This is a genomic window from Flavobacterium riviphilum, assembly GCF_055231795.1.
This window is the reverse complement of sequence record NZ_JBUYSY010000001.1, coordinates 66,208-85,462: the sequence shown is the minus strand read 5'-3', so window position 1 is coordinate 85,462 and position 19,255 is coordinate 66,208. Positions and strand designations below refer to the sequence as shown.

Here is a 19,255-nt window from a genome sequence, read left to right as displayed (position 1 = left end):
GGTAAACTAACTCAAATTACACCAAAACAATTCGTGCTAATTCGTGACATTCGTGTTGATTTGTCAAAGTTTATTTAAAACAAACCGGGATAATTTCGCCTTTGGCCAAACAGTATTTTTCTACCAGTTCAGGAGCAATTTTCCGGGTATAGTCCTCTTCGATTACGGTAAAACCAATGCTTCTTAATTTGTCAAAATAGTCACGACCATAAATGCGCACGTGGTCGTATTGTCCAAATATTTTGGCGCGCTCTTTTTGGTCGGTAATCGAGTCATCGGCAAAGGTCACTTCACGATTTAAGTCCTGTGGAATCTGCAAAATAGCCATTCCACCCGGTTTCAACACGCGATACAATTCCTGCATCGCTTTGGTATCGTTTGGGATGTGCTCCAAAACGTGATTGCACAAAATCACATCGTATTGATTGTCTTCAAACGGTAAATTGCAAATGTCTGCTTTTACATCTGCCAAAGGCGAAAACAAATCGGTAGTAGTGTAGTCCAAGTTTTTTTGTTTGCGAAACAATTTATAAAAAGCTTGTTCAGGAGCAAAATGCAAAACTTTTTTGGGTGCTGTAAAAAAGTCCGTTTGCTCGTTGAGGTACAACCACAACAAGCGGTGTCTTTCTAGCGAAAGCGTACTTGGTGAAAGCACGTTGTTGCGTTGCGTTTCGTATCCGTAAGGCAACATCGATTTAAAGCTTTTGCCATCAATTGGGTCCGTAAATTTGTCACCTTTTAAGGTAAAAGCAATGATGGGTCGCGCCACATAACTCAAACGAATTAATAAGGGACGCGGAATGGTATTGAGTACGGTTTTGAAAAGTCTTTTCATAGTTGTTACACTAAGATTCACAAAGATTTAGAATTCTCTAGCGGTGTTTATGAATCGTTTTATATTATTTTTTGAAATTTTTGAATTATAATTTATTGGCAATCTCAGTAGATATTGTCTTAATTCAAATTCGTGCAATTAGTGTTTACACCACCAAAGGCACTTTTCTAAACTCCTCTTCTTCATCGCTTTCAATGCCAAGTGCTTTGTAAATGTATTTGAAAGTCGATAAAATTTCAGGTTTTCCGTCAATGATGGCCACATCGTGTTCAAAATGAGCACTTGGTTTTCCATCGGCAGTAGTAATGGTCCAGCCGTCTTTGTGTTGTTTGATGTTTTTGGTACCCATATTAATCATCGGTTCGATGGCCACCACCATACCTTCTACAAAAAGTTTACCGCGACCTCTTTTGCCGTAGTTTGGCATTTCGGGGTCTTCGTGCATTTTCTGCCCTAAACCGTGACCTACCAATTCACGAACCACGCCATAACCGTGGGCTTCGGTATATTTCTGAATCGCATTTCCTACATCTTCCACGCGATTTCCTAATTTGAACTCGCGAATTCCAACATACAACGATTCCTTCGTAACCTGTAATAATTTTTTCGTTTCAGGTGCCACTTCGCCAATCTCAAAAGAGTAGGCGTGGTCACCGTGAAATCCATTTTTGAAAGCCCCACAATCCACCGAAATCACATCTCCATTTTCTAGCGGTTTGTTGTTCGGGATACCGTGTACAACCTGAGAATTTGGGCTCATACACAACGAATTCGGAAAACCGTACAATCCCAAGAAACTCGGTACTGCACCGTGGTCACGAATGAATGCTTCGGCCAATTTGTCTAAATATAAAGTAGTCACTCCTTCTTTAATCTCGGAGGCAATCATTCCTAACGTTTTGGAAACAATCAAAGCACTTTCGCGCATCAATTCAATTTCTTCTCTTGATTTTACAATAATCATAGCAGCTAAATTTTCAGTGGGCAAAAGTACGACTTTTAAAATAATTTATCGAAAGGAGCATTTCTTTAATTTGAGTTAAACCCCGAATTTTAAAATGTTATTTTAAACAATAGAATGGACTAACTTCATTTTGCATGTAAATCAAGTGGAAAAAAGCAATAACTTAGCTATGAGATGTTAATAGAAGCACAATGGATAACCCAAAGAATCATAAAGAAAAAGAACTAATCAAAATGAAGCGCTTTGCTTTATTGGTTTTAGGAATTGCTTTTGGTCTTTACTTGGTTGGTCTTTATTTTAAATGGGGAGCATTGAAAGCCTTTGCAGAGGCGGCAATGGTAGGTGGAATAGCCGATTGGTTTGCGGTAGTGGCTTTGTTTAAACATCCTCTAGGTATTCCGATTCCTCATACGGCATTGATCCCAAGAAATAAAGATAGTATTGGCGATAACTTAGGGAGTTTTGTTTCGGAAGAATTTTTAGTGAAAAAGAATTTAGAACTCAAAGTAGATCAATTCAATCCTGGATTAAAAGCAGCATATTGGTTGGCTGAGCAAAAAAATGCTTTGATGGTAGGTAGTCTAATTGTTGAACATGTTTTGCCTTCGATTTTAAAAAGTATTGATGATGACGAAATTCAAAGATTTGTTCAAGAGCAATTTCAAAAAAGGGTGCGTACCATCAATTTTAGCCAATGGATTGCAATAGGCTTAGAAGCTTTGTCTAAAAGCAAAAAACAACAACAGTTGGTTACAAATGTTTTGAAAACTTTATTGGTTGAATTGCAAAACAATAAAGATGTTATTGAGGAGAAAGTAAAAAAGTCGACTCCTTTTTTGACATTCGGACTAGCAGACAAAAAAATTACTACTGCCATTTTTAATGGATTGTATGAGTTTTTAGAACAAGCCAGTTACCCTGAAAGTAAAGTTCGAGAACGCATCGATTCCTATATTCAGGAATTTGTAATGGAGCTACAAACCACGCCTGAATTGCAAAAAAAAGTTAATGAAACGGTCTTAGATTTTGTTCAAAAAGAAGAAGTACAATCCTACTTGATAGGAATTTGGGACGAGGTAAAAAAAGGAATTATCGAAGATATTGCCAAAGGTGATGCTTCTTTGATTCAAAGAAGTATAGTGAGTTTGCTTCAGCAATTTGGAAAAAATATAGCTTCAGATTTTTTGATGAGAGAAAAAATAAATCTTTTTGTTAAACATGATGTGTTGGAGGTGTTAATCAAAAATAAGCATGCTATTGGCGAATTAATCGCTTCTACGGTTAAGGGATGGAATGCTGAGGAAGTAACCGAAAAATTAGAACTTCAGGTAGGTAAAGATTTGCAATTTATCCGAATCAACGGGACCATTGTTGGTGGATTGGTCGGGCTTTTGATATATTTTTTAACAACATTAATATAATTAAAAAGAGCTCCCAAAAGAGCTCTTTTTTTAATTAGGATGGCCTAGGATTAATCCGGATTGGCCATGATTCTGAATAATTCCGAATTTGAAATTAAAAAACGATTTTCTAGAGCAATTGCCGCCAACTGTGCCGAAACTAGATTGTTCTCTCTGGTGTTCAACAAAAATAAAGAGCTTTCACCAAACGAAAACAATCGTTCTTCGGATTGCAACATTGATTGGTTGTTTTTGACCAAACCATCAATCAAATTACGTTGTTTAAAAAGTGAGTTGATTTCGGTTTTTTGCGCATTGATTTTGTTGGTCAATTGTACTTTTTCTAGGTTCAAGTTGTTTTGGACTTCTTGGACTTTGAATTGTGCTAACTTTAAACTACCTCTTTCTTTTCTCAAAAACAAAGGGAACGCAAAATTGACGCCTATTTTGTAATCATTAAACTGATAGTTATCGATGTAACTGGGCTCGGAGAGATAGGAATAACTCAGATCAATTTTGGGTAAAAGCGCATTGGCTTTAAGTTTTCGGTCTACATTGAGCAAATCAATTTTTTGTTCAAGAGCAAAGATTTTAGGATGATCGGCAATGGAGAAATCCTGATTTTGCAGATCGTTGGTGCGTAACGTTTCTTGGATAGTTAATGCCAATTGTTGTTCTGGATGTAAGTTTTCCGAAAGTTCCAAAGGGATGTTGTTATCCAGCCATAAATAATTAGAAAGCTCAAGTCTAGCCTTAGTTAGTTTTAATTGAGAATCTTCCAAACTCAAGGCTCTATTTTTGACAATGATGCCTGCTTCAATGCTATCGATGGCGGGTTTATCACCTTGTTGTATCAGTGTTTCGATACCTTTGAATCGAATCTCGGCATTGCGTTTGTACACTTTGTACAATTGCACTTCGTCATAATTTTTTTTCCAATTAAAATAAGCAACGGATGCGTCATACAAAATGGCAATGGCTTCTAGTTTTCTTTCGGCTTGGCTTAATTTTACTTGCATTTTGGCTTTACGAACATCGGCCATACGTTGGTTAATAAATAAACCTTGACCTACTGGTATACTGATGCCAAAGGAAGTTAGTCCTTGATTAGGTACTGTATTTTGAGGGTTCAAATACAAGCCTTCGTTATTGTCGAAACCGGCTTTTAATTCAATACCATACCATGTAGGAATTTTGAAACTACTGTTAAGGATGGAATAATAGTCTTTGTCTTTGAACTGTTTTTTGTCAAAATCTACTTCAATTTTTGGATCAAATCCTCCTCGAGCCATCATTAAATTCGCTTGAGCACGAGTGATTTCTAAATTCGCATTTTTTACCAAAGGGTGGTATTTTTTGACATAACCTAAAAACTCACTATAACTAAATTCGTTACTCAAAGTTGGGTTTGTGGGCGTATTGTTTTGTGCAAAAACACACTTAGTAATAAATAAAAAAACAACGATTATCTTTTTCATTATTTTTTGGCATTTTTGGTTTTTTCTTTGGTATTGGTTTTGTAATAATCTGGAGGGAAACCATTAAGCGTTCTCCAAATTTCGAACCAAACCGGAACAGTGTTGAGTAAGGCAATAGTTTGTGCGCCAGAACCTACACGCAATTGTTTTGGCCATTGTTGATCTTTAGGGTCAGGCGCTATGAGTACTCTGAATTTTCCATTGTCACTGATGAAGTTTTCGATAGCCACAATTTCGCCGCCAAAAGTACCGTATGACATTTCGGGCCAACCCGAAAACACAATCGTAGGCCACCCATCAAACCAAACCCTTATTTTTTCACCTTTACGAATCAAAGGTAAGTCAACTGGATTAACATAGGTTTCTACAGCAATATCGTAGTTGGCAGGCATGATAGTGGCAATAGGGGTGCCTTCTTTGATGGTTTCACCAATCCCGGCTTGTATTGCTCGATTGATGTAACCGCTTTGAACCGCCTTGATGTAATACATGCCATTTCGGATGCTATAGTTGGCATATTGATTTTCAAGTTTGTTGACTTGTGCCTCGGTGTCAAATTGATTACTCAAAGCGGTAAATTGATCGCTTTGTGCTTTGGAGACTTTTTCACCATATTCAGCATTGATTCTGCCAATTTCTACTTTGGCATTGATCAGGTCATTTTTGCTGGTTAAAAGTTTGTTTTCTTGTGTGATAATTTTGGCTTCAACTTCTTGTTGTTTGAGCCTTTTTTCCTCTACATCGGTAAGAGGTTTTAGCCCTTCTTTATTCAATTGAACAGCACGATTGTATTGGGTGTTGGCAATCTTTAATTGCGTTTTTACGGCTTCTAAATCTATAGAATCGCTTTTGATTTTGAAACGAGCTTGTTGGATCTTATTTTGAGCTTGTTCTAGTTTTAATTTTTTTTCATTTTCAATGTTTTGAATTTGAATGGATAAAGCTGAAACTTTAGACCCATAGGATTGCAAAGCTTGTTTTTTGGCCAACACTTGATTTTTGGTATTGGCCACCAAGTTAGGATCCATGTAATCTTCCTTAATTTCGGAAATGAACATGATGGTATCACCTTTCTCCACATAATCTCCTTCTTTTACGTACCATTTTTCGATACGACCTGAAATAACGCTCTGAATGGACTGAGGGCGTTGATTGGGTTTTAAAGTAGTCACTGCACCTGAGCCAGAAATATTTTGTGTCCAAGGTAAAAACATTGAGATAAGCGCTAATATACTAACTGCACTAATGATGCGGTTTAGAATTTTATAATGCGGTCTATTCCCTAAATCGTTTACGGTTTTGTATTTTTTAAAGGCTTTCGAGCGTGTAGAATTGTCGTCTGAAATATTAAGCATAAATTATAGTTTTTGATCAGAAATGAGAACTCCTTTTTCCATTGTGATATGACGGGTACATTTGGTTTTCCAATACGGATTTTTTGAAGACACTACAATGGTCCATTTGTTTTCTTCAGAGGTGAGAAAATCAATGATTTCGTTTGCTATTTTTTCATCCATAGCATCAGTAGGATCTTCATAAAATAATATTTTAGGTTTACTAATAATACTTCTGGCTAAGAGAATTTTTTGTGCATTGGAAGAGGACAATTGTTGTCCTTCGGGGAAAATGGGGGTATCTAGTCCCTTGGGTAAGGATTTGATATAATTGGTAAGTTGTACCCCATCTAAAGCCCATTTTATTTCTTCATCAGAGTAATTTGGCGTGTTGAAAATAAGATTATCCAAAATACTTCCTTCAAAAGGGGTTTCGCTATGAATGATGTTGCCAATTTGAGAGCGGTATTGTTTTAGATTAATTTTCTTAAACGTATCGTCATTGATGAACATTGCGCCTTCAGTAGGTTGTAACAAGCCCGACAAAATTCGGATTAATGTGGTTTTTCCAGATCCGTTTTTACCATCTATAAAAATGCGTTCGCCTTGATCAATTTTTATGTCGATTTTTCCCAAAATTTTTGAGGTACTACCAGGAAATTGAATACCTAATTTTTCGGTGGTTAATGAGATGGCATGATAGCATTTGTTGCTGTCGTATTCGGTGTCTTCTTCCATACTTAAATCGGTTACCAAGCCAATCTTCTCTACTGCAGTTAATACATCATATAGGGTTTCTAAACCTAAAATAATTTTTTCAACAGAGTTTATAACCAACAAAATGATAATCTCAGCGGCTACAAATTGTCCAATATTCATTTCTTGCGAAATTACTAAATAACCTCCTATTGAAAGTAAACTAGCCGTAATGACCATTTTAAAAACGATAAGATGGCTAAATTGTCTCTTCAGTACACTAAAAAGTGATTCTCTATAATGAAGGTATTCAGTAGCAAAATGATCATTTTTTTGCAAGGCAAAATCATAATTGCGTTCTCTCCTAAAGCTATAATTGTTGCGAGCCATTTCTTGCAACCATCCAGCCACTTTATATTTGTATTTAGAGACTTTTAAACTGTTGTCTAAACCAATAAAATAAGAGTATTTAAAAATTAAGTAGAGTAATATCAGTAACAAAACCCCCAACATAATGAAATAGGGGTGATAAAATGACAATAAAAGTATCCCAAATAATATTTGTAATAAGGCAGCCGAAAAATCAACAAGGAGTTTGGATGACCCTTTTTGAATGGTCATGGTATCAAAAAAGCGATTGGCAAGTTCCGGAGGATAAGTATCGTAAAGTTCTTCAAACTTTATTCTTGGTAGACGAGTAGCAAATTCAAAGGACGAGCGAACAAATATTTTTTGTTGTAAGTTTTCGGTAATACGAAGTTGCATTAAGGACAAAATCCCAACCAAAGCCACGCCTATCACAACAAATACAACTAGAACAATCCATGAAACAGTAACTCTACCAGATTGTATAAAGTTGATAATGGCCTGTATTCCAAGGGGTAAAGATAGGCTGACAAATCCTGCGAATATGGCATAGAAAAATATTTGATAGATATCTTTTTTATCAAGGAGTAATAATTTTAAATAGCGTTGTAAAGGAGTCATTAGTTGCGTTTTAAAAGAGAGGTTACTAAATGGGTATAAAAATCAGTGGGACTAATTTGAGGAGTACAATTAGTGATGGTTTTCAAATGATTCATCAAAAAGTGTTGATGCGAAGCACCCTCCAAAATAGAAGAAACCAAGCTTTTTGCATAAGGATAGTCCGGATTTACGGCTTCAACCATAGATACAATTCTGGCATTAACTCTTTTGTAAATTAAGAAAAAACCTTCTCTATTTTCTTCGTCTACTTCTTTGGTGTGAAGTGTTTTGGTGAATTCTTGAATTATAATTTGGTTTAAAATACTTTCATTAATGTGTGTTGTCGATTGATCGTCTTCTATTTTTTCGGTGACAATTTGGATGGCTTTAGTAAGTTTTTCCAGAGGATCTGAAATGTTATTTGTTGAAAAAACCAATCGATATTCCATCCAAGTCCAATACCAGCAACTTAGATACACTAAGAGTTTGTGTTTGTTTTCAAAATACCGATAAATAGAACTTTCATTCGAGCCGATTAATTCGCCAAGTTTTTTAAAAGTAAATTCTTCAAAGCCAATTTCATTAATGAGTATTATGCTGTTCTCGATGATCTTTTTTCCTAAGGCGGAAGTTTCAGGATCTTTGACGAAAATTTTGCTGTTGATTTGAATTTTGATATTGGTTAAAATGCTATCCATAAAAAAAATATAGAATTATTTCAATTGATTAAAATTATTTTCATGCAGCCATAGAATTAAAAATTGATTCGAAAGCCAAAGTTCAAATCTTCTTGTAAATTCATGGGTATTTTGATAGGATTGTTTTTAATATCTAACTGTTGTAGATGTTGTAATCCTCTGATTTCTTTCGGTATTTCTTTAAATCGATTTTGATTCAAGTACAGTTGTGATAAGTTTTTTAACATAGCGATTTCTGCAGGTAAACGATCTAAATTGTTGTTTTCTAAGTGCAACATGGTGAGATTGGGAAGTTTGGCTAGCGCTTCTAAACTTTGTGGCAAATTAATCGATTTGAATTCATTTAAGTATACCTCTTCCAAACTTTCCAATTTGCTAATTTCAGGAGGAACATTGCTGAATTTGTTGCCACTAAGTTCCAAAACTTTTAAATTCTTTAAGTTTAAAATACCTTTTGGGAGCGATTGTAAACCATCGTTACTTAAATTCAAGTACTCCAAGTTTTTAAATTTAGCCCAAATCGGAGAGTCTAACGGGATGTTTTGATTGCTCAAATTCAAGCGATAGACTTTTTCGGGTTCTTTTATCGCTTGTTCCCAACTAGTGTATTCTTTTTTTTGTGCCCAACTTTGAGCCACAAAAAAGAAAACTAAGAGCATTGATGGTATTTTAGTTTTCATAAGGTTTAGTTTTTTTGTAAGTAAAAATGTTGTGCTGTGATTGTATACTACACAAAGTTAATAGTAATGCTTTTAATTTTGCAAAAATTAACTTTTTTTTAGTGATTGATTAATGAGGAAACCAAAAAAAGCTAAGGTTTTGTTTTCTAATGCGTTCGAATTGTTGTAACTTTAAGAAAATAAAAGTAAGTGTTATGGAAAAATATGTAAGTGCTGAAGAAGCTGTAAAGGTAATTCAGTCCAACAATAGAGTGTATGTACATGCCGCAGCGGCAACCCCAAATGTACTGACGAAAGCCTTAACCGATCGGGCATTTGAGTTGCGCAATGTGGAGATTTGTCATTTGCATACCGAAGGACCAGCTCCATATGCTAATCCTGAATTGGCGGCTAGTTTTCACGTAAATTCATTTTTTATAGGAAAGAATGTTAGACATACTCTCCATGCTGGTAACGGATCTTATACTCCTGTTTTTTTGAGCGAATTACCTCGCTTGTTTCGTAAAAAAGTCGTGCCATTGGATGTTGTTTTTATACAGGTTTCTTCACCTGATATTCATGGTTATTGTTCTTTAGGGGTTTCGGTTGAGGCGGCTGTTGCGGCTATCGAATGTGCAAAAACCGTAATTGCGCAAGTTAATCCCAATATGCCTAGAACTTTTGGCGATGGTATTTTACACGTTTCAGAAATTGATTATTTGGTAAATGTAGATTGTCCAATTTATCAGGTTGAGCCAGAGCCTATATCGCCATTAGAAGCAAAAATAGGGAAATATATAGCTGATTTGATCGAAGACAAAAGTACCTTGCAGTTGGGTATTGGTTCTATTCCAAATGCAGCTTTGGCCAATTTAATGAATCATAAGGATTTAGGTTTGCATACCGAAATGTTTTCGGATGGTGCAATTGATTTGATCGAGAAAAATGTTATCAATTGCAATTACAAAGGGGTGACTCCTGGGCGTGTGCTTTCCACCTTTTTAATAGGATCAAAACGACTGTACGATTTTGTAAACGATAATCCATTTATTGAACTTAGAGAATCTTGTTATGTTAATGATACCGCCAAAATTAGAAGAAATCCTAGAATGGTGTCTATAAATTCAGCAATTGAGGTTGATATAACTGGTCAAGTCTGTGCGGATTCTATTGGTGCAACTATGTATTCTGGAGTGGGAGGCCAAATGGATTTTGTACGAGGGGCTTCCTTGAGCGATGGTGGAAAAGCCATAATTGCACTTCCTTCAACGACCAAAAAAGGAGAAAGTCGAATTGTGCCTTATTTAAAACAAGGAGCCGGCGTAGTTTCGACCCGTTCACATGTTCAATATATTATTACAGAGTATGGCGTTGCGGATTTGTACGGAAAAACATTGAGAGAAAGAGCCAAGCAAATGATTAATATCGCTCATCCAGACCATCAAGAATCTATCGACAAAGCCTATTTTGAATTGTTACACCCTTCAAAAGTATTATGTTAAGTTGTTGATTTGATAATATAACTATTAATGATTAACGCTACTTTTAATTAAGTGGCGTTTTTTTATATATCTACTTAGGGATAATTCTGTATTCATTTGTCATTTAAAGACCATTTTGTGAAATAATTCAAAGGCTTCATTTTTAAAATTAATATATTTGTCGCTTCAAAAAGTTATCATATGTTTGGAATAGGAGGAGGAGAACTCGTTTTTATCATGTTTATCGTTTTAATGTTGTTTGGTTCTGATAAAGTGCCTGAAATTGCACGAACTATGGGTAAAGCTATGGCTCAACTAAAAAACGCAACCAATGATATTAAATACGAGATTCAAAAAGGGGCTGAAGAGAATGGTTTTGATCAAAAAACGTTAAACGATATATCGGGAGGAATTACACAAGAAATTGAAAAAGCCAAACAAAATATTTTAGGAGACACAGAATACTCTCTTACGAAATTTTCCAATGAACTAACTTCCGATGTAAATAGTGCATTAGATGTTGTGGATCATACACCTCAAACTGATCAAAAAACAACCGATACGCTTTCGGATGACTACGACGGACCTATAAAAAGACAATCATAATGATAGAAACAATTGAAGCGTTTGATGTACGGTTGTTCGTTTTTTTAAATAGTTTAGGATCTCCTGTCTATGATGGTTTTTGGTTGTTTGTGACCAAACAGCTTAATTGGACCCCTTTATTTATTTTAATTCTTTACTTGATCTATAGCAAGATTGGGCTCAAACAGAGTTTATTATTACTGCTTTTTGTCGCAGTTTTGATCACTTGTACTGATCAAACTACCAATCTGTTTAAACATTCTTTTCAACGATTGCGCCCTTGTAATAATACGGAAATTAATTCCTTTATTAGAATTGTACAAAGTAGAAATTCGTTTAGTTTTTTTTCCGGGCATGCTGCCAATTCTATGGCGGTAGTAACTTTTATTTACTTACTTTTTAGGAATAAAATAAAATATATTGGCTTCCTTTTTTTATGGCCCTTAGTTTTTGCCTACAGTCGGATTTACTTAGGTTTGCATTATCCCTTAGATATATTTACTGGTTATTTGTGTGGAGGCGTTTTTGGTTTTTTGACGTACAAAATTTACCTATTAATGCAAAAAAAATATTATCCAAAGGAAATGTAGTTTGGATAAACTATCACGGTAGGTATTGGGTTACTTAAACAATTAAGTACGTAGTTATAATACTCGACTCACTGTTAAACCATCTCTTATCGGAAGTAAAACGGTTTCCACTCTAGGATCGGTAGCCAAAAGTTGATTGTATTCTAACAAAATTTTCGTACTTATATCGTTTTTTTGCAAAGGTTCTACCACTTTTCCGCTCCATAAAACATTGTCTGATAAAATAATACCACCTTTGTTCATCTTTGGAACAATTAGTTCGAAGTAATTGATGTAATTTTCTTTATCAGCATCAATAAAAACCAAATCGAAAGTTAAATCAATAGTTGGAATTATTGTAGTCCCTTCTCCTAAATGTTGAGTAATCTGTCTTCCCCAAGGTGATTTGTCAAAATGTTTTCGTTGAAAATCAACCAATTCTTCTTTAATATCGATAGTGTGTAATTGTCCATCTTCTTGCATGCCTTCGCACAAACACAAAGCGGAGTATCCAGTATAGGTTCCAATTTCCAATATGTTTTTTGGGCGAATAATTTTGGAAAGCATGCTTAATACACGTCCTTGAAAATGACCACTTAACATTCTTGGTAAAAGTACTTTTTGGTACGTCTCCTTGTTTAAAGCCGCCAAATGTACAGGTTCTTTTTCGGAATGTTGTTCAATATAGTCTTCTAAATCTTGTGATAAAAAATGCATTAGAGATGTTTTTTTGTTTAGGCTACAAAGGTATTAATTCACCATCAAATTTGTCTCTTTATTTCATTAACTAAAAAAAGGGAATAACATAATAAGTATTGTGACAGTTTTTTTTAATTATTTAATTAAAATAAAATCGAGCTAAAACATAAAACTTATGTCTTAGCTCGATAGTCCTTTTTGGGAAGCTTGTTGTTATTTGTTAAGCACAAGAGAATTCGTTGTGTTTAGTTTTTTAGGAATAGTTTTATTGGGTTTTATGTTTACTACTTTTGAAGTTTCTTGTTTTATTAAAGCGGCTCCAGAGGCATATTGTTTGCTAATTTCCACTGAAGATAAGGCAATGTTATAAATTTTGATATCATCGATATCGGCATTGATACTTACAATGGAATTTACATTTCCAATTTTGAAAATAGATTCTATAGTGTTTCTAAATAGTTCATTAAATGTTGCTATGAGTGAGCCATTGCGATACAAAGTGCCCGTTTTACCATTATATACATAGGTGTAGTTGTACCAAACTTCTTTTTCTAAAGAAACAGCAGTTACAAAATCATTGTTATTTCCCCAAGAAGCAACACAAATGGGAGATTCATTATTTGAAGTGCCTTGATGAATAAGTCCACAAAAGGCATTGTTTGCCGCCGTACCATAACTCCAAATATAACTAGAGTCGTTTATATTGTTGAATTTTATCCAAATAGAAATTGTTCGAGGAGAATTATGTTGAGGTATATTGCTAATATTTGCTATTAAACTTTCATCTTTTAGAAATATTGCTTTGTTTTTTGTGCCAAACCGATCTTTAGTAAATTTTGCATTGCCATAAAAAGTTGCAGATCTGTTTTGATTGGCTAAGGTGCCATCAAAATTGAATTCATGAATTGGAGATTGAGCTAAAAGGGAAGTAGTGAAAAAAAAGAGGCTTAAAAGGACAGCTTTGAACATGTTAAATGGCTAAAAATAAAATTATTAAGATTTATTTTACCAAAAATACTTTCTTTAGTTGTTCTTTAAGAAAATAATCGACAAACAACAAAAAAACACGATTAGACGCGTTATTTTGTTTTTATTTTAACAAGAAAAATGGTTTTTGTTATAAAAAGTACTCCATAAGTACTAGGGAAAAAGGAGTAAAGGCTAAGTTTTACTAGCCAACGAAAACTCAATTTTGATGTAGACTAAATTGAATTTCAATATCATCCTTTACTTTTATTAAGCCGCCCATTTTTACTGGTGGAGCAAGCCCAATATCAGAAAATTTTAAGGCAATTTTGCCATGAAGTTTATTGTTGTTTTTTGTTAGCGTAAAATCTTTATATCGTATGATCTTGTTTGTAATTAAGAAAGTAAGATTGCATTTGTAGTGATTACCTAAAGGTTTTAGATCGCTTAGGGTTACTGTACTTGACGGGAATTGTGTTGCTTTTACAGTAGCTTGTAGGTCTTTGGTCATGATTTTATTGCCACAATCAAATTTGACCATTGGTATTTCGGCTTTTAGACTATTTTTTTGTGATAGATTAAGCACAATGGAGTCTTTTTTGTAAAAAGTAGAATTACAGTTGTATCGGCCAACTGTCGATAATCCAGTGATGTTGATTTCTATTTTATTTACAAAAAGGGTAGTTTCGGATAAATAAAAATTGGGTGATGCACTTCCCAAAGTAAAGAGAAGTACAGCACCCAAAATTCCTATGATAAATTTATTTTTCATTCATGTATTAGAAAGAAATAACAGCTTCAAACATCAAACCGTTGAATTTTCCACCGTATAAATCATTAGGGTTTCCAGCAGCATCAAATTGGCTGAAATCTTTATAATTTTGATTTACATATTCTAACTTAGCTAAAATGTTTTTGGTCATAAACCAACCAGCTGCAGCTTCAAAACGGTTGATGTTAAAGTTTTGTGTATCAGCATTGCTTAATTTTCCAGTAACTAAATTGTATTTAGCTCCAACGTAAAATCTTTCATTTTCTCCAAAACGGTATACGATATCTCCCACATATTGGTTAACGGTACGTTTTTCGTCAACTCCTTTTTTATCTCCTCCATTTGCGATTTCAATAGTACCGAATACTTCTAAACCTTTGTATTTAACAAATGGATTAATCATATATGATGTAGCCCAGTTTCCAAATCCAGGATTAAATCTTCCTGTAGTGTAGTTTGATTTAGGATCAAAGTTGTTGTCTACAGTTTGACCATTTGCACCAGTATATTTATCGTGTGTCATCACACCAAAAAATCTACTTCCAGCTCTGTCAGAAGAGTATAAGTTACCGCTTGAGTTAGCTGAATGATACAATGATCCAGTTAATCTTACTCTTAAATCTTGGTTTACTTGTTTGTCGTATCCAAATTTAGCTAAAATAGTTGGACTAATTACTGTGTTTTGAGTTGGTGAACCTGGTTTAACTTCTGCAACGTTTTGGTTCAATTTAGAGTTGGTAACTCCTAACATACTTACCCATCCGTTTCTGATGTAGTAAACCTCAGCTCCCATTTCTGTAGTAAATGAATCCATCACGTTGTTTCCAACAAATGGGTTCATCAAAGCATTTCCATTATCCGATCTTCTAAAGTGCGCATCACCATAGTTGTTCTCCATTTGACCAATTTTGATTGTTGTATATTTCATGAAGTCTTTCAAGAAATCTTTTTTAATGAAGTCTAATTTGTCAATTTGCAAATAACCTCCTTTTACCCAAGTTTCATTGTGGTGTCTTGATGCTAAATACAAATCTAAGTTAACACGAACCCCATCATACAATTGAGCACCAATGGTCATGTTAGCACTTGGTAAATTGAAGTTGTTTGAAAGGTTGTTTAGTCTATAAGAAGCTAAATTTCCTGTCAAGTTTTTATGATCGTTAAAAGAATTCAACGCTTGGAATTGTAAAGCAAAAGCCGCTCCTAAATCAATGCTTAAACCTTTAAATTCTGTAGAATCTTTTTTAACATCAAATTGGTTGATACCTGATTTATCTCTTGGAATTAAATTTTGAATTTGTCCAAAACGATCTTGCGCTTGTACGGCAGTGATGCTAAATAAAGCGGCTGCCAAAAAATAGATTGCTCTCATTTTTTATTGAATTTATTTATAATTAAGGTTGAAATTTATGGTAAGATTTTGTCCTGTTTTTACAGTACCTAGTAAAGCTGTTGGGGCTTTCATGCCAAATTCTGAAAATGTAATTTTTTCAGTTCCTTTGATGGTAACAATACCGTTTGCAACTGAAGTTTTTACTTGTGTTTTTAACACTTTGCTTGCTCCTGCAATGGTAAAAGTTCCTACTAAGTCCCAAGTAGTTTCATTCACTTTAGTAGCTGATTTTAGTACATATTTAATGGTTTTGTGCTTTTTAGTTTCTAAAGTTTCATAAGCAATTTTGTCCATTCCACTTTTGCCACTCTTAATAGATTCAACTGGTAAATCAATGTTTATGGCGTTGATGTCAACAACTTTTGAACCCTCAACAGTTAAGTTGGCTGTTCCATTTTTAGCTGCAGAGGTCATTGTCCAATCGTGAAGCGTAGAAGTACCAGCTACAGTAAAGCTAGTTTTGTTATCTAAAGTGTAGTTTTTTTGAGCAGACATTGTAAAGCTGACAAGGGCAAAACTCAAGGATAAAAAAACAGATTTCAAGGATTTGTTTTTCATGGATTCTAGATTTTATTGAATTATTAATGAAATTATGTTCTTATTTTTGATTAATAAATAGAAAACGATAATTATATTGATATATATGCAAAATTAGAACCAAGGCAAATGCTAAAACCTGATATATATCATACATTAAGATATTTTAATCTTTTATCTGTTTTTACAACGATTTCGTGTGTTGAATTTTGGTTTTATTTAGTTTAATTTGTCATTTTTGTTAACATTGCACTAGTGTAAAATCTTACATGAATAGCTTATGGGTTGGTTTTCAAGGGCAATTTTTAGTTTACAAATCAATGGGAAAAATCTAACCTAAGGTAGTTGTTAAATAATACTAAAATTTATGTGAGTTTTATCTTTCGTAAATTCCAATGGATTTAGCATGGTTTCTGGTTGTTGAAGTTGATTTTTGCAAATTGTATATCGTCTAAAAAACGTAGCAAAAGGAAGTAGCTTTTCTATGTTAGGATAAGAGAAAAAAAAAATCACCTGATAGGTGATGTAAATGTTTGTACAATTGGATTAAATTTTAAGGAGAGCCTTGAGTTTACTTGTTTTTATACAAGATTGGGTATTGTTTTGCATTGTATCTCAATTGTTACAATTTATAAAGGCTAAAATATACTTCAATTTCATCTTTGACTTTAATTAAACCACCCATTTTTACTGGCGGGATAAGACCAACATCTGAAAATTTTAAAGCCATTACTCCTTGGAGTTTATTATTGTTTTTAGATAATACAAAATCTTTGTAACGAATGGTTTTGTTTGTGATAACAAAATTAAGTTGGCATTTATAATGGTTACCAAAGCTTTTTAAGTCAGTAAGGGTAACGATACTTGCTGGAAATTGCCTTGCTTTAACTGTGGTTTGTAAATCTTTGGTCATAATTCTATTGCCACAATCAAACTTGATCATTGGTATTTCGGCACGTAAACTATTTTTTTGATTGAGATTTAGCGAAATGGTGTCCTTTTTATAATATGTGGTGCTGCAATTATATTTTCCAACTGTGGATAGACCCGTAATGTTGATTTCAATTTTTTGAATAACGATGCTATTTTCGTTTATAAAGAAATTGGGTGGTGCACTTCCCGTAAATATGAGAAGTACTCCACCCAAAATCACCATTAACAATTTATTGTTCATTTACTTAGAATGTAATAACGGCTTCAAACATTAACCCGTTGAATTTTCCTTCGTATAAGTTGTTTACGTTGTTTCCTACAAATTGGTCATGATCTTTATAGTTTTGGTTTACATAAGCCAATTTAGCTAAGATGTTTTTAGTCATGAACCAACCTGCTGAAGCTTCAACACGGTTGATAGAAGCGTCTTTTGAATTAGTATTGTCTAATTCTCCAGAAACTACATTGTATCTACCGCCAACATAAAATTGCTCTGTGCTACCAAATCTGTATACAACATCAGCAGCAAATTGATTTACAACTCGAGTTGCATCGATACCTTTCCCTTTTCCACCTTCAGCTCTTTCATATGTTCCAAAAAACTCTAAACCTTTGTATTTTACAAATGGGTTAATCATAATTGAGGTTAATTTGTTTCCAAATCCAGGATTAAATCGGCCAGTTGTATGGTTACCTTGAGGATCTTTTGTGTGGTTATTGTCTACAGTACCTTTAGGGTTTGTAGCGGCATTAATTAGTGCTGCATTTGTATAAGCTTGATTTGTCATAACACCATAGTAGCGGCTACCGGCTCTTTCAGAAGAATATAAGTTTCCGCTAGTATTTGCACAGTGATAAAGAGATCCTGTTAAACGTACTCTAAGATCATCGTTCAATTGTTTGTCATATCCTAATTTGGCTAAAATTGTTGGACTAACAGTAGTATTAGGGTTTGGAGCTGCTGCTGTTGGAGCAGATGGAACAAATTCAACAACGTTTTGGTTCAATTTAGAGTTGGTTACACCAATCATACTCACTAAGCCACTTCTATTATAGTAAACTTCAATACCTGGTTCTGTAGTAAATGAATCCATAATGTTACTCTCGATGAATGGGTTCATAAAAGCGTTACCATTGTCAGATCTTCTAAAGTGAGCATCCCCATAGTTGTTTTCCATTTGACCAATTTTGATGGTCGCATATCTCATGAAGTTTTCTAAGAATCCTTCACGGATAAAATCTAATTTGTCAATTTGTAAATACCCTCCTTTTACCCATGTTTCATTATGGTGTCTAGCAGCTAAGTATAAATCTAAATTTACACGAACCCCATCGTATAATTGAGCGCCAATGGTCATGTTTGCTGTAGGAAGGTTCAGGTTGTTAGCAAGATTATTTAATCTATATCCCGTAACTTGAGAACCATTTGGAGTAAGAAATGAACCTTCTTTTTGTCCATTATATGAATTTATTGCTTGAAATTGTAGCGCAAATGCAGCTCCAATGTCGATACTTAATCCTTTGTACTCTACAGAGTCTTTTTTAACATCAAATTGGTTGATTCCTGTTTTGTCTCTAGGAATTAAGTTTTGGATTTGTCCAAATCGGTCTTGTGCTTGTGCAGCAGTTAGGCTAAATAAAGCGGCTGCTAAAAAATAAACTACTTTCATATTGGTTCTTTTTATTTAAAATTAAGGTTAAATTTGATGGTAAGATTATTACCGGTTTTTATAGTGCCTAGTAAGGCAGTTGGTGCTTTCATTTTGAATTCATCAAAAGTAATTTTGTTTGATCCTTGTATGTTTACAACTCCATTTACTACTGATACTTTTATGGTTGTGTTGAGCTCTTTTGAAACTCCTGCAATGGAATAGGTTCCAACTAAATTCCAAGTAGTTTCGTTTACTTTAGAAGCTGATTTTAGAACATATTTAATGGTTTTGTATTTTTTGGAATTTAGTGTTTCGTAAGCAATTTTGTCCATACCGCTTTTCCCGCTTTTAATAGTTTCTACAGGAAGGTCTATGTTGATGGCATTGATGTCCGAAACTTTTGAATCGCTAATAGTTAGGTTGGCATTACCTGTTTTTGCTGTCGAAACCATCTCCCAATCATGAAGAGTTGAAGTTCCAAATACGGAAAAACTGGTTTTGTTGTCTAGATTCAAATTTTTTTGGGCATTAACTGAAATGCAAAAGAAAACTAAAGCAAGTGTTAATAAGTTTGAAATTATTGGTTTACGTTTCATGTTAAAAACAAGGTTATGTTATTAATAAATTAACTTTAAATT

General features: G+C 34.1%; 19 protein-coding genes. 4 read left to right on the top strand and 15 right to left on the bottom strand.

All coding sequences use genetic code 11. The annotated features are described in order from the left end of the window. Positions 1 to 70: 70 nt before the first annotated feature. Together ACZIX2_RS00395 and map are read right to left on the bottom strand one after the other, a co-directional pair. Entirely contained in the window at positions 71 to 835 is a 765-nt protein-coding gene (locus tag ACZIX2_RS00395; protein WP_463338095.1) for a class I SAM-dependent methyltransferase, read from the bottom strand. A 145-nt stretch (positions 836 to 980) separates the two neighbouring features. Then, positions 981 to 1,799 (bottom strand): type I methionyl aminopeptidase, encoded by an 819-nt coding sequence (gene map, locus ACZIX2_RS00390; protein ID WP_463338094.1) that lies wholly within the window; start codon positions 1,797 to 1,799, stop codon positions 981 to 983. Positions 1,800 to 1,990: 191 nt separating this feature from the next. Here map and ACZIX2_RS00385 point away from each other — a divergent pair, with 191 nt between their 5' ends. Continuing rightward, positions 1,991 to 3,220: a DUF445 domain-containing protein gene (locus tag ACZIX2_RS00385; RefSeq protein ID WP_463338093.1), complete on the top strand. Its 1,230-nt coding sequence runs from the start codon at positions 1,991 to 1,993 to the stop codon at positions 3,218 to 3,220. 50 nt (positions 3,221 to 3,270) lie between these two features. Here the strand turns inward: ACZIX2_RS00385 and ACZIX2_RS00380 are convergent, their stop codons facing one another. Genes ACZIX2_RS00380 through ACZIX2_RS00360 form a run of 5 tightly spaced genes read right to left on the bottom strand, consistent with a single transcriptional unit; the run spans position 3,271 to position 9,051 of the window. Next, on the bottom strand, positions 3,271 to 4,677 hold the full coding sequence (locus ACZIX2_RS00380) for a TolC family protein (RefSeq protein WP_463338092.1): 1,407 nt from the start codon (positions 4,675 to 4,677) through the stop codon (positions 3,271 to 3,273). Beyond that, the gene (locus tag ACZIX2_RS00375; protein WP_463338091.1) at positions 4,677 to 6,032 is read right to left on the bottom strand and encodes an HlyD family secretion protein; all 1,356 of its coding nucleotides are present in this window, start codon (positions 6,030 to 6,032) and stop codon (positions 4,677 to 4,679) included. The genes ACZIX2_RS00380 and ACZIX2_RS00375 overlap by 1 nt, the downstream gene beginning before the upstream one ends. Before the next feature lie 3 nt (positions 6,033 to 6,035). Then, positions 6,036 to 7,694 (bottom strand): peptidase domain-containing ABC transporter, encoded by a 1,659-nt coding sequence (locus tag ACZIX2_RS00370; protein ID WP_463338090.1) that lies wholly within the window; start codon positions 7,692 to 7,694, stop codon positions 6,036 to 6,038. Beyond that, positions 7,694 to 8,371, bottom strand: a complete 678-nt coding sequence (locus ACZIX2_RS00365; RefSeq protein ID WP_463338089.1) for a TetR/AcrR family transcriptional regulator — start codon at positions 8,369 to 8,371, stop codon at positions 7,694 to 7,696. The genes ACZIX2_RS00370 and ACZIX2_RS00365 overlap by 1 nt, the downstream gene beginning before the upstream one ends. A gap of 56 nt (positions 8,372 to 8,427) precedes the next feature. Continuing rightward, a complete protein-coding gene (locus ACZIX2_RS00360; RefSeq protein WP_463338088.1) occupies positions 8,428 to 9,051 on the bottom strand; it encodes a leucine-rich repeat domain-containing protein in 624 nt (207 codons plus the stop codon). A gap of 194 nt (positions 9,052 to 9,245) precedes the next feature. Between ACZIX2_RS00360 and ACZIX2_RS00355 the strand changes: the two genes are divergently transcribed. The 3 genes from ACZIX2_RS00355 to ACZIX2_RS00345 all read left to right on the top strand — a co-directional run bounded on the left by ACZIX2_RS00355 (position 9,246) and on the right by ACZIX2_RS00345 (position 11,686). Further along, on the top strand, positions 9,246 to 10,532 hold the full coding sequence (locus ACZIX2_RS00355; protein WP_463338087.1) for an acetyl-CoA hydrolase/transferase family protein: 1,287 nt from the start codon (positions 9,246 to 9,248) through the stop codon (positions 10,530 to 10,532). Between the two features lie 180 nt (positions 10,533 to 10,712). After that, on the top strand, positions 10,713 to 11,117 hold the full coding sequence (locus ACZIX2_RS00350; RefSeq protein ID WP_463338086.1) for a twin-arginine translocase TatA/TatE family subunit: 405 nt from the start codon (positions 10,713 to 10,715) through the stop codon (positions 11,115 to 11,117). Then, a complete protein-coding gene (locus ACZIX2_RS00345) occupies positions 11,117 to 11,686 on the top strand; it encodes a phosphatase PAP2 family protein (RefSeq protein WP_463338085.1) in 570 nt (189 codons plus the stop codon). The genes ACZIX2_RS00350 and ACZIX2_RS00345 overlap by 1 nt, the downstream gene beginning before the upstream one ends. 54 nt (positions 11,687 to 11,740) lie before the next feature. On the opposite strand, the gene ACZIX2_RS00340 is transcribed toward ACZIX2_RS00345, so the two are convergent. From ACZIX2_RS00340 to ACZIX2_RS00305, 8 genes are all read right to left on the bottom strand, one after another. Further along, positions 11,741 to 12,382 (bottom strand): O-methyltransferase, encoded by a 642-nt coding sequence (locus ACZIX2_RS00340; RefSeq protein WP_463338084.1) that lies wholly within the window; start codon positions 12,380 to 12,382, stop codon positions 11,741 to 11,743. Positions 12,383 to 12,577: 195 nt separating this feature from the next. Then, entirely contained in the window at positions 12,578 to 13,333 is a 756-nt protein-coding gene (locus ACZIX2_RS00335) for a LamG-like jellyroll fold domain-containing protein (RefSeq protein WP_463338083.1), read from the bottom strand. Between the two features lie 217 nt (positions 13,334 to 13,550). Continuing rightward, on the bottom strand, positions 13,551 to 14,102 hold the full coding sequence (locus ACZIX2_RS00330; protein WP_463338082.1) for a hypothetical protein: 552 nt from the start codon (positions 14,100 to 14,102) through the stop codon (positions 13,551 to 13,553). Between the two features lie 7 nt (positions 14,103 to 14,109). Further along, the gene (locus tag ACZIX2_RS00325) at positions 14,110 to 15,474 is read right to left on the bottom strand and encodes a hypothetical protein (RefSeq protein ID WP_463338081.1); all 1,365 of its coding nucleotides are present in this window, start codon (positions 15,472 to 15,474) and stop codon (positions 14,110 to 14,112) included. Positions 15,475 to 15,486: 12 nt separating this feature from the next. Beyond that, positions 15,487 to 16,053 (bottom strand): YceI family protein, encoded by a 567-nt coding sequence (locus tag ACZIX2_RS00320; protein ID WP_463338080.1) that lies wholly within the window; start codon positions 16,051 to 16,053, stop codon positions 15,487 to 15,489. Between the two features lie 601 nt (positions 16,054 to 16,654). Next, a complete protein-coding gene (locus tag ACZIX2_RS00315; protein ID WP_463338079.1) occupies positions 16,655 to 17,206 on the bottom strand; it encodes a hypothetical protein in 552 nt (183 codons plus the stop codon). Positions 17,207 to 17,210: 4 nt separating this feature from the next. Continuing rightward, positions 17,211 to 18,635 (bottom strand): hypothetical protein, encoded by a 1,425-nt coding sequence (locus ACZIX2_RS00310; RefSeq protein ID WP_463338078.1) that lies wholly within the window; start codon positions 18,633 to 18,635, stop codon positions 17,211 to 17,213. 11 nt (positions 18,636 to 18,646) lie between these two features. Then, the gene (locus ACZIX2_RS00305) at positions 18,647 to 19,213 is read right to left on the bottom strand and encodes a YceI family protein (protein ID WP_463338077.1); all 567 of its coding nucleotides are present in this window, start codon (positions 19,211 to 19,213) and stop codon (positions 18,647 to 18,649) included. Positions 19,214 to 19,255 lie beyond the last annotated feature (42 nt).